10 protein-coding genes are annotated in these 11,935 nt (G+C 41.0%); 6 read left to right on the top strand and 4 right to left on the bottom strand.

The window, feature by feature from the left end:
* Positions 1-115: 115 nt before the first annotated feature.
* Positions 116-775, top strand: a complete 660-nt coding sequence (locus AC1XUE_RS24170) for a phosphatidylserine decarboxylase family protein (RefSeq protein WP_483358563.1) — start codon at positions 116-118, stop codon at positions 773-775.
* Positions 776-845: 70 nt separating this feature from the next.
* Here AC1XUE_RS24170 and AC1XUE_RS24165 read toward each other — a convergent pair whose 3' ends face one another.
* A complete protein-coding gene (locus tag AC1XUE_RS24165) occupies positions 846-1,466 on the bottom strand; it encodes a rhomboid family intramembrane serine protease (RefSeq protein ID WP_483358562.1) in 621 nt (206 codons plus the stop codon).
* Positions 1,467-1,499: 33 nt separating this feature from the next.
* Entirely contained in the window at positions 1,500-2,474 is a 975-nt protein-coding gene (locus tag AC1XUE_RS24160) for a polyprenyl synthetase family protein (RefSeq protein ID WP_483358561.1), read from the bottom strand.
* Positions 2,475-2,691: 217 nt separating this feature from the next.
* Here AC1XUE_RS24160 and AC1XUE_RS24155 point away from each other — a divergent pair, with 217 nt between their 5' ends.
* The 3 genes from AC1XUE_RS24155 to AC1XUE_RS24145 all read left to right on the top strand — a co-directional run bounded on the left by AC1XUE_RS24155 (position 2,692) and on the right by AC1XUE_RS24145 (position 8,942).
* Entirely contained in the window at positions 2,692-3,525 is an 834-nt protein-coding gene (locus AC1XUE_RS24155) for an aminotransferase class IV (RefSeq protein ID WP_483358560.1), read from the top strand.
* A 650-nt stretch (positions 3,526-4,175) separates the two neighbouring features.
* On the top strand, positions 4,176-7,199 hold the full coding sequence (locus tag AC1XUE_RS24150) for a SusC/RagA family TonB-linked outer membrane protein (RefSeq protein ID WP_483358628.1): 3,024 nt from the start codon (positions 4,176-4,178) through the stop codon (positions 7,197-7,199).
* 48 nt (positions 7,200-7,247) lie between these two features.
* A complete protein-coding gene (locus tag AC1XUE_RS24145) occupies positions 7,248-8,942 on the top strand; it encodes a RagB/SusD family nutrient uptake outer membrane protein (RefSeq protein WP_483358559.1) in 1,695 nt (564 codons plus the stop codon).
* Between the two features lie 108 nt (positions 8,943-9,050).
* On the opposite strand, the gene thiL is transcribed toward AC1XUE_RS24145, so the two are convergent.
* Together thiL and AC1XUE_RS24135 are read right to left on the bottom strand one after the other, a co-directional pair.
* The gene (gene thiL / locus AC1XUE_RS24140; RefSeq protein ID WP_483358558.1) at positions 9,051-10,070 is read right to left on the bottom strand and encodes a thiamine-phosphate kinase; all 1,020 of its coding nucleotides are present in this window, start codon (positions 10,068-10,070) and stop codon (positions 9,051-9,053) included.
* A gap of 104 nt (positions 10,071-10,174) precedes the next feature.
* Complete coding sequence (locus tag AC1XUE_RS24135) at positions 10,175-10,624, bottom strand: hypothetical protein (protein WP_483358557.1); 450 nt, start codon at positions 10,622-10,624, stop codon at positions 10,175-10,177.
* Positions 10,625-10,762: 138 nt separating this feature from the next.
* On the opposite strand from AC1XUE_RS24135, the gene AC1XUE_RS24130 reads away from it, so the two are divergent.
* Positions 10,763-11,005, top strand: coding sequence for a cytochrome b5 domain-containing protein (locus AC1XUE_RS24130; RefSeq protein ID WP_483358556.1), 243 nt, complete (start codon positions 10,763-10,765; stop codon positions 11,003-11,005).
* 25 nt (positions 11,006-11,030) lie between these two features.
* Positions 11,031-11,897: an N-acetylglucosamine kinase gene (locus AC1XUE_RS24125; RefSeq protein WP_483358555.1), complete on the top strand. Its 867-nt coding sequence runs from the start codon at positions 11,031-11,033 to the stop codon at positions 11,895-11,897.
* The last annotated feature ends 38 nt before the right edge of the window (positions 11,898-11,935 follow it).

The raw sequence follows: 11,935 nt of genomic DNA, 5'->3' as shown, positions 1-11,935 counted from the left end.
TATTAAGCCCTGCCATTCAAAAATTGTCTGGCGGGGCTTTTTTAATAGAGACAAATCAGGATTTATACGATATTTGTATTTTGAGAGACTATATATTAACGAAATATACCCTTAGATGAAACTGCACAGAGAAGGATTTACCATTATGGCAGTCACGGCCATCATCTTAATTCTTGTTAATCTGGGAATTCAATATTTGCTGCCGGAGGGATACTGGATTCCAAAGATTGTGCTTGTTGCAAGCATACTCGTATTCCTGCTGGTAGTTCAGTTTTTCAGAGTTCCTGCACGCGTGGTGTACACAAGTGACCGGCAAATAGTAGCGCCATGTGATGGAAAGGTGGTTGTGATTGAGGAAGTGGTGGAAACAGAATATTTCAAAGGACCGCGCCGTCAGGTGAGCATTTTTATGTCTCCCTTAAATGTGCACATCAACTGGAATCCGATCAGTGGCGTCATTCAGTATTTTAAATACCATCCGGGTCTATACCTGGTTGCCTGGCATCCCAAATCGAGTACTGATAATGAACGTACAACAGTGGTGATACGTAATAAAGAAGGCATTGATGTTCTTTTCCGTCAAATTGCGGGTGCAGCAGCCAGGCGTATCAGATGGTACGTCAAAGAAGGAGATCAGGTGGAGCAAAGCACGGAGATGGGCTTTATTAAATTCGGCTCACGTGTGGATCTTTTTTTGCCGTTGGATGCTGAGATAAAAGTTAAACTTCAGGATAAAACAGTTGGTAGTGTAACTGTATTGGCAGAACTGAAGTAAGATATTTGTAAAATATAAAAAGGCCGGGTCGGGCGACATAATCTGTCCGTGACCTGGCCTTTAATTTTGATCAGAACAATCTCCAGCTCAGAATCTGTGAGAAGAAATTAGGGACAGCTGCAGGATAAACGACGGCCATAAAAACCATTCCGAATATGGCTCCATACATGTGTGCACTGTGATTTACATAACTCCTGCCTCTTCTGCCTTCGTAAAAGGAATAGCCAAGGAACAATATACCAAAAATAAATCCTGGCATACATATAAAGAAGTAGAGACATATATCCATTAACGGTGCAAAAAGTAATGCTGCAAACAATACAGCTGATACGCCTCCGGATGCACCTAAGGAGTTATAGTTAGCGTTGTTTCTATGTTTCAGATACGTGGGAATGTCAGAAACAATAATTCCTACGATGTATAAAAATAAATAGTAAAAAGTCCCGCTTGCACCAAACAGCATACTGAAAAGCCTCTCAATTCCTTCTCCTACAAACCACAAACTAAGCATGTTGAAAATCAGGTGACCGAAATCGGCATGAACAAAGCCGGAAGTGATAAATCGGTAGTATTCATTCCTCTTGGTTACTTTATAAGGGTTCAGGATCATTTTATCCATCAGGCTATAGTTGTTAAAAGCATAATAGCTGATCCCGGATGTAATGATGACGAGAATTAGGGTTATTGACATCTTAAATAGTTAATGTTAAAAATTTGTGAATGGCTATTGCTCACGGTTTACAAGATGATGAACAAATTGAAGTAGCGGCTCTTTACGTTCAGATGAAACGTTCAATTTTTCCAGACTTTCAAAACCACGATTAAAATAATCATTTATTTTTTGTTCTGTAATTTCTCTGATCTGGAGATGGTCATAAATCTTACGCACAGCCTCAACTTTTTCGGACTTATCAAATGTTTTCTTCGAGATCCAATCGTTCAGTTCTGCTTTAATATCACCTTCAGCTTTTGATAAAGCTTCAATCAGCAAAAATGTCTTCTTATTTGAAATGATGTCTCCACCTACCTGCTTGCCAAACTTTTCAGGATCTCCATATACGTCCAACAGATCATCTTTGAGCTGAAAACCGATTCCCATACTCTCCCCCGCCTCATACAATAAACTTGCAGCTTCAGGGCCTGCACCTCCCAGAATGGCACCTAATTCCAGCGCAAAACCGAGTAATACAGATGTTTTCAGGCGTATCATTTCCAGATACTCTTTTTCTGTTACATCCCACCTGGTTTCAAAGTTCATATCCAGTTGCTGACCTTCGCACACCTCAGCGGCTGTCTGATTGAAACGAGCAAGTACATTACGCAGTTGTTCAGGTTCAATATCCAGAAGATGGTCGTATGCCCGAATCAGCATCACATCTCCGGAAAGAATCGCGGTATTCGCATTCCACTTTTCATGCACTGTAGGTTTTCCACGACGAAGCGGAGCTTTGTCCATGATATCGTCGTGCATCAGTGTGAAATTGTGAAATATTTCCACGGCCATCGCAGGCTTCATAGCTTTTGTCAGATCGTCCTTGTACAGTGCAGCACCCAGCAGCGTTAGCAGCGGCCTGAAACGTTTGCCATTAAGTGCCATAATGTACCTGATGGGTTCATACAATTCATCAGGATGCACGCCGTAAGAGCTGTTGTCAAATTCTTTGTGCAGGGTTTGGAGTAACTGTTCTGTTTGTATCATTTGTCTTAATTTCTCAGCCCTCATTAATTACAAAGCTGACTGGATCATCAATGAGTAACCTTAATCGGTTTCGGGCATCTTTGCAAAGTAGCTAAATAGTAGCAAAAATCTCAAAAAGCACGAAAACCTTACTAGTATCTTAATGCAAATTACTGCTAACAGGTTCGTAGCATGTCATTTTTAATATCTTTGCTATACCATCACCAAATGTTAAACCATGTGCTTCTACCAATACTTCAACGGAGAAATCAGTCCGATAGATACTGCAGTTTTTAAAACAAATGATCTTGGAATGCTGAGGGGATATGGTTTATTTGATTTTTTCAGGACATATAATGGCGTACCATTTAGATGGAATGACTATTGGAAAAGGTTTGAAAATTCTGCAAACTTTTTGAAGCTGAATATCCCGGTCAGCAAAGAAAGTGCAGAGAGAATACTGGCTGAACTACATGCCAGAACCGGGGAACAGGAAGTTGCATTCCGTTTTGTACTTACGGGCGGATATGCTCCTGACGGGGTTCATGTGGTAGAACCTAATTTCCTGATTCGTACCGAGGTATTACCACAGGATAATCCGGAGGGAAGGCTGAAAGGTATAAAAGTGCTTCCTTACGAATATGTACGCGACTTGCCCCATGTAAAAAGTACCAATTATGTACATATGGTTCTGATGGCGGATGAATTGAAGGAGCAACAAGCTGCTGATTTACTGTTCCACAAAAATGGAGAAGTCAGTGAACTTACAAGAAGCAATGTTTTCATCTTTAAAGATAATGTACTGATTACACCTGATAATAACGTTTTAGAAGGTATCACCCGAAAATTGACGATAGAACTCGCTCAGCCTTTTTTTGACGTTCAGATACGTACGTTGTCATACGACGAATTAATGGCCGCAGATGAGGTTTTCACTACAAGTACTACAAAACTGATCATGCCCATTGTGCAGATTGGCAATCATTTCGTGAGTAATGGTATTGGTGGTAAACAAACATTGTTCTTGCAAAACCTGATTCTGGATAAAGTGAAAGAATGGGGTAAAGCCTAACGTCATCATTAAGTGTACTTAATACAATTATAACTTGCTATTTATAAGCCTGATCAATTTGTGACTGGTAAGTTATTTAATTTCTCTTTTCTTGTCAATGCTCTTCTGATCTTGGTAAAGTTATATATGACCTAGGGTGGATAGTTATGTTACTAATGGTTACTTTTTTATCCATTTTCTTATTTCCTTTTAATACTTCTTTAATGTTAGTTTATGCAAACGTTCCCGACAACGGTTGCATAAATAAATATTAGCAATTGTTTTATTATTTCTTGATAAATACATAAATCAGGATGGGTTTACAAATAGGATAATATTATTATTTTTTGTAATTCCTGCTTTATCACAATTCTTTCTTTCATCAAACTTCTTAGTAGAACGGCATTTTATGCAATCGGTTGAAGTATCCGAACAAAAATTTTCAGTTACAAATGTAATTGTGATTATATCAACTTTATTTTGAATATTTTTACTTACACAAAGTCATCTCTATTAGTTTTAGAATACAGCTTTTAATTAAAAAATCAGTAACAAGTATGAAACAAAACTTTACCAGTATTAGTCGTTATCTGCTCGGTCTAGCTCTTATGGGGGCTCTGGGTTTGAATAGCGTTGTACATGCTAAATCCTTCTCATCAGTAGAGGATCGTATGGTAGACAGAACTGTTAACGGAACAATCTTGTCTGCAGAAGACAACACTGCAGTTCCGGGAGTTTCGATAGTATTAAAGGGAACACGGTCGGGTACGAACTCTGACGCTGATGGAAAGTTTAAAATTGATATCACGGATGACCGGTCCGTTTTGGTGTTTTCTGCAGTAGGTTTTGTAACACAGGAAGTAGTTGTAGGTAATCAATCAACTTTTTCTATTTCTCTGGTGAGTGATATGAAGGCGTTGAGCGAGGTTGTTGTGGTAGGTTACGGAACGCAAAAGAAAAGTCAGACTACCGGTGCTATTTCATCAGTTTCCGCAAAAGAAATTACTGAAATGCCCATCACCAATCTGGGGCAGGCTTTGCAGGGACGTACGGCAGGTGTGGATGTGAGTCAGTCGGGCTCAAAGCCAGGGGCTGCACCGAAAATCCTTATTCGTGGACGCCGTTCTTTCAATGCTGGAAATGATCCTCTGTATGTAGTGGACGGCATACCATTATCTGCAGGTTATGAAGACATCAATCCCAACGATATTCAGTCGATGGAAGTATTGAAAGATGCGACTGCAACTGCGATTTATGGAGCACGTGGTGCGAATGGTGTGGTGCTGGTAACTACCAAGCGCGGTGGGGCAAAAGGGAAAACGACAGTTACTTACGATACCTACTTTGGCCAGTCGCAGGCGCTGAATAAATTGGAGTTATTTAGTGGTCCAGAATTTGCTGAATATGTAAGAGAAGCGTATCGATCAACCAAAAATAGTCAGGGGCAGATAATCTATACGGATGCAAATGGTGTTTATGTACCTTCCAACAAATCTGACTCAATTGCCGATGCTAAGATTGCGGTATTGGGTGGCGATCCCAATGTAAAAGCTGGAATTAAGGCAGGACGTAGTACTGATTACCAAGATCTTATTTTAAGGAAAGGATTCCAACAAAACCATACACTTGGTGTTCAGGGAGGAAATGAGAGAACACAGTTTTATGTTTCTGCCGGAGTATTTCAAGATAAAGGTATCACGAAGGGACTTGATTTTACCAGAACATCAGTCAGAACCAATATTGATCATAGTATCAATAAAAGGCTGAAAGTGGGGATATCTTCTTACCTGATGTACAGTAACAGAAACGGGGAAAACCTGAATCCTTACAGTTTCACAATCAATCAAAATCCACTTGGAGCACCTTACAAAGAAGACGGAAGTATCAACTTCGCTCCGACAAACGATGCCCTTCTGACCAATCCATTGGCAGAAATTGTTGACGGCGCTCAGGTGGATAACACCAAGAAGTATCGGATCTTCAATAGTATTTATGCTGAAGTACAAATTCTGGACGGTTTAAAATACCGTGTTAATTTCGGGCCGGATATCACTGTAACACGTTGGGGTAGATTTATCGGTGCGCAAACCAATGCCCGTAAAGGTGGAGATGCGCAGGCTAGTAATCTCAATCGTTTCGGTTTCAACTGGACTGTTGAAAATATCCTTAGTTACAATAAAACGTTCAACAACAAGCATAACCTGGGTGTAACTCTGGTTCAGTCTATCCAGCGTGATCGATTTGAAAATTTCGGTACCAATGTTCAGGGTGTACCTGTTGAAAAACAGCAGTTTTACAACATGGGAAATGCAAGTTCAATCCTGCAAACAGTAAGTGGTTTAAGCGAATGGACAATCAATTCTTTTCTTGGGCGTCTTAACTACGACTTTAATGACAAATATCTGATCACGTTGACATTACGTCGTGATGGTTCAAGCCGGTTTGGAGAAAATACCAAATGGGGTAACTTTCCTGGCGTAGCGGTGGGCTGGAACATTAGCAATGAACCTTTCCTGAAGAGCACGCCATGGCTGGATCTGTTAAAATTAAGAGCTGGTTGGGGTAAAGTAGGTAACCAGGGTGTGGCACCTTATCAAACCCAGGGATTGCTTACCAGAACTGTGTATGCATGGGATAACACTGGAGCATTTGGTTACAGACCAGGTTCTATCGGAAACCCTGATCTGCGCTGGGAGAGTTCTGCTTCTACTAATGTGGGTGTCGATTTTAGTCTCTTAGCAGGTCGTGTTCAGGGTTCTCTTGAAGTGTATCAAACAAATACAACTGATCTACTGCTATCTGATCAGCTTCCTGGGTCTATTGGCTTCAGTGCAGTGACGCGTAACGTAGGTGAGACCAGAAACAGAGGGATTGAATTGGGTGTTACTACCACCAACTTGAATACAAAGGATGGTTTTAAATGGAGCACTGATTTTCAGTTTACTAAAAATACAGAAGCAATTGTTTCTCTTTATAACGGAAAAGTAGATGATGTAGGAAACAGGTGGTTCATCGGTCAGCCTTTAAATTCATTCTTTGACTATAAAAAAGAAGGAATCTGGCAGATAAGCGAAGCTGAACAAGCTAAAAAGTTCTATCCTGGTGATCAGAACAATGCATTGGGAGCAGGCGTAGGACAAGTGAAAGTGCAGGATACAAACGGTGATGGGGTCATTAATGCAGATGACCGTGTTTTACTAGGATCGGATGTACCAGATTTCAGTATGGGATTGACCAACCGTTTTTCCTACAAAGGATTTGACTTGTCTTTCTTCTTGTTCGGCCGTTTCGGGCAAACTATTATCAGTGGTTTCCATCAGGATAATAATGCTTTAGCTGGTAGATATCAACAAATTAAAGTTGACTACTGGACACCGGACAATCCGGATGCACAATTTCCGAGACCATTCAGCAGTCAGGAGTTCCCTCAATATAACAGAACCCTTATCTACTTTGATGGTTCTTTTATTAAACTTCGTAACATTAATGCGGGTTATACTTTTCCAAACCGCTTAACAAGCAAACTGGGCCTGGAATCTTTAAGAATATTTACAAGTATTCAACAGCCGAAAATCTGGTCAAGTTTCATTTCAAAATACAACGGTGTTGATCCTGAAACGGATGGAACAGCTGTTAATAACGGTATTACACCGGCTACTAAAATCTGGACATTTGGGTTAAACGTTAAATTCTGAGACAGCTTTTTGAAAAGAAGCAAGTCATAACTACTAATTTTACAAGACATGAATTTCAAATATATAATAACAAAACCGGCCAAAATTGTGGCTTTAGCTGCATTGATGCTTTCCGGGCAGGCGTGTAATCATTTGCTGGATGAAGAAGTAATATCAGGAATTGATACCAATTACCTCAATACGCCCAAAGGATTTGAAGATGGTGTAAATTCAGCTTATTCTGCGCTTCGTATTTACTATGCCACCCAGCTGGGTTTGACGATGACTGAGTTCGGGACTGATATTTATGCAACCGGAGCAGACGGTGGATACAAAGGGTTCCATTTTTATGATACTCAAATGAACCCGACGGTAGACTACCTGGCTATTCTGTGGGATGAGTTTTATCGCGGTATCAATACTTGTAATGCCATTATCGATAGAGCGCCCAATGTTTCGGGAGTTGCAGATGATATCAAAAAGTTACGTATTGCTGAAATGAAATTTTTGCGTGCGCATTATTATTTCATCCTGTTTCAGCAGTATGGCGGAGTGGACTTACGGCTGACTGAAACTTTGCTCGCAACAAAAGAAACCAAGAGGTTTACAGATGCAGAAATGTATGCTGCCATAATCAAGGATATGACGGAAGCCATTGCTGATTTGCCTGTAACATCTGCGCAATACGGCCGTATCATCAAGCCTGTGGCTGAAATGGGATTGGCGAAAGTATACCTGGCGAAAGCCTACTCGGCTCAGAAAGCAGCGGATGATTTTACTAAAGCTGCAGACCTGTGTAATAACGTCATAACTAAGTATAGCTTTAAGTTACAGGATGACTTTGCAAGTGTATTTGATGAAGGAAATCAAAGAAACACAGAGATTGTATGGGCAGCTCAGTATACATCTGACCCGCTTACGAACCTGACTAACAATACCGGCGCAACCAATGGAGGAAATAACCTGCACTTGTTTTTTGGAATGCAGTACGATGTACAGGCAGGTATGCAACGTGATATCCTGAACGGTCGCCCATTCAAGCGTCTTCGTCCGACGACCTACTGCACGGACGTCGTTTTTGGAGAAAGAGTGAACGATTCACGTTATAAGAAAACTTTCAAGGATACATGGTTGGCTAATAAGCCCGGTACTTATAACACGGCGTTCGATGACTCCAAAGCCAGCGTAACTTTTGCAGCCGGAGATACAGCTATCTTCATTCCTGGTTTTGAAATGTCAAAGGCAGACAGAGCGAAGAAGAAATACCAGGTGCTGGTACCAAGTAAATACTCAGAAGCATTGTTTCCGACCTTGCGTAAGTTTTTCGATACCAGACGCCCGGATATGACGTATGAGGCAGGAAGCCGTGATTACTTCATTTTCCGTTTGGCAGAAACGTATCTGATGCTTTCAGAAGCGCAGCTGGGTGCCGGTAAAGTGAAAGAAGCGACGGATGCGATCAACATGGTACGTGCAAGAGCAGGTTGGGCTGGCAAAAAAGAGGCCATGGCAATTACCCAATCGCAGATGACATTTGAATTCCTGGTAGAAGAACGTGCAAGAGAATTAGCAGGAGAACAGTCAAGGTGGATGGACTTAAAGCGCTGGGGAAATCTTGTTGATCGTGTGAAAAAATACAATCCGCAAGCTGCGGCCAACGTAGGACCACAACACTTACTGCGCCCAATTCCTCAGACACAGATTGACCGTAGCGCTAAAAATACTGAAGGTGTTTCAGTTTTCGCCCAGAATCCAGGTTATTGATCCTGAGTCGGTAAAGTATATAAGCTGTTAAATAAAATGAGGCTGAAGAGTTGATCTCTCCAGCCTCATTTTATTTATATGTAGCTTCTGACCAAGATACCAAATGCCTTAGCTCCACCCCTGAGCGGTAATTGGAACTCTGTTATCGCCTTTTGTATGCAATACAACTTCTTCTTTATTATCAGTCACGTAGCCAATGACGGTGATTTTGGGATTGTTTTTAATCAGTTCATATGCATCCTGAGGAATTGTGAACAGCAGCTCATAATCCTCGCCTCCATTCATAGCTGCCGTAATCGGGCTGATATTCAGTTCGGTTGATGCCAGAAAAGTTTGGTCGTCTATGGGAAGCCTTTCTTCATATACAATAGCTCCTACCTGCGATTGTGCACAAAGGTGAAGCAGGTCAGAAGCAAGTCCGTCAGAAAGATCAATCATGGCCGTAGGGAGTACACCTGCTTCTGCAAGCTCATACACCACATCCATTCTAGCCTCAGGACGAAGCTGACGTTGAATGACATAATCATTTCCCTCCAGTTCAGGCTGCATGTTAGGATTTGCCAGAAAAACTTGTTTCTCTCTTTCTAATAGTTGTAATCCAAGATAAGCACCTCCCAGATCGCCCGTAACACATAGAATGTCATTGGCCTTGGCCGTATTACGATACGTGATAAGATCCTTCTTTACCTGTCCGAACACACTTACAGAAATGAAAAGTCCTGATCTTGAAGATGATGTGTCGCCTCCAACCAGATCTATGTTATAATCTTTGCAAGCCGCATGAATACCTGCGTATAACTCGTCAACCGCTTCTACGGAAAAGCGATTGCTCAAGGCTAAATTCACAGTAACTTGCTTTGGAATCCCATTCATGGCTGCGATATCAGACACGTTAACTGCAATGGCTTTGTATCCCAAATGCTTCAGCGGGAAAAATGTAAGATCAAAATGGACGCCCTCCAAGAGCATATCTGTAGTGAGCAATCCGTAATTTGTATCCAGATTTATAACTGCTGCATCGTCCCCGATACCACGTACGGTTTCCGGTAAGGAAGTTTTAAATCCTTCATTAATTTTTTTTATGAGGCCGAATTCGCCTAAGCTGCTTATTTCTGTTCTTGCTTCCATAATGTAAAATTACACAAAAAAACGGAGCCGTTTTCCGTCTGGAAAAGGCTCCGTTTTTTAAGTTATTTCAAATGCTTTTAGTTCCTGACTGTAAATAATATAGATCAGGGGTTTGTAAGCGTGTATTCGTTGATTGTATCTCCTGTTTTTTTGCTTGGATTAACGTTTTTAATTACCAACTTGGTATCATCAATAGAAACGATGGTAAATTCTATCACACCTCCTGTTCCTGTAGGCTGGGGTGTCAACCCTTTCAAAATCAGTTTTGAATCTCCCTGTAATTCCCATGTTCCTGAAAAGGTGTTGCCATCCCATTCTGTATACACAGCAGCATTGGAGGCACCTGTAAGGTTGAGCCTGAAAGCCGAATAACCAGGAACAGAGTTGCCAGATCCGCCACGTACATAAACGGAAGTAGTGCCATGTTTAACGGCTTCTGCTGTCCATGCTTTTGCGATTCGCTCAGAAAGTGGTTTCACTTTTTTCTTGCACCCTGCTGAGAGAAGGGTAAGGCTTAGTGCCAGGCAGCAGAGAAATGCATAGTGTTTTTTCATATTATAAATATCAGAATTTTCCTTAACAAGATGCCAAGTTCATACTTTTTGCTGTTATTTTCAAAATATTCACTATCAGTAAATAAAAATTCAGTCAAAAAGCTGAATGATTAAATTGCAGGCTAAAATTTATATTTGATGAGAGAATACACCAAAGCACAACTGGCTTTACGAAACGGGCAGGATAAGGAGGAAATATGGTGCGCATATAAAGGCATTATTTATGATGTAACATCATCGCGACTATGGAGAAACGGACATCACTATGAGCACTGGGCAGGGCAGGATCTGACCAAGGAACTGGGTGACGCACCACATACCGAACGGGTATTTGAAAAATTTAACGCAATAGGAAAACTAACCATTGCCGATAAGTATTAATTTATTCGGTATTAAATAGCATGATATGAGTTCAGTATATAGTTTATTGATAGCTGACAGTGGCTCTACAAAAACCGACTGGGCATATATATCCGGAGATAATAAGGTCAATTTTCAGTCTGCAGGGTTAAATCCTTTCTATCAGTCGAGGCAGGAAGTTTTAAAGGTTTTGGAACAGGAGGTAACAAGTCATATCTCCGGTGCTGTGGATCGAATCTATTTTTATGGAGCGGGTTGCGCAGATGCAGTGTCATCCCGGCCAATAGCTGATGCATTGTCTGAATGTTTCGCTGAAACGAATGAAATCGAAGTTGCTTCGGATATGCTGGGTGCATCGCGCAGTTTGTGCGGAAATAAGCCCGGGTTGGCTTGTATATTAGGCACAGGTGCGAATAACGCTTTGTATGATGGAAAAAACAATATCCGATCGGTTGGCTCGCTTGGTTTTTGGCTGGGCGACGAAGGAAGTGGTTCATATCTGGGAAAAACACTCGTTGTACATTTCCTTCAGAATGAGTTGCCTGAGGATTTACAGATACGTTTTGCTGCTACATTTCCGGAAATCGACCGCCTTTTTGTACTAGATAAGGCTTATAAACAACCATTTCCCAATCGTTTTTTCGCTGCTTTTACGCAGTTTACAGGACAAAATATTACTCATCCGTTTTTAAGTGAAATGGTTGCAAAAAGCTTTGATCTTTTTATTGAGAAGTATGTATTGAAACATCCGGAAGTAAAAACACTTAAAGTGCACTTTGCCGGATCTGTAGCCTATTTTTTTAAAGATATCCTTATACTTTCCTTAAATAAATATGGGCTAAGTGTCGGGAATATTACGAAAGCACCTATGGAAGGGCTGATCGTTTACCACACTACTGAGCAACAGAAATAATCAGAAGATCGAATTTTACAGTAGTGATCTACGTTAAA

The sequence above is a fragment of the Dyadobacter sp. HNCC25DJ187 genome, assembly GCF_056895255.1.
This window is presented reverse-complemented; position numbering and strand designations above follow the sequence as displayed.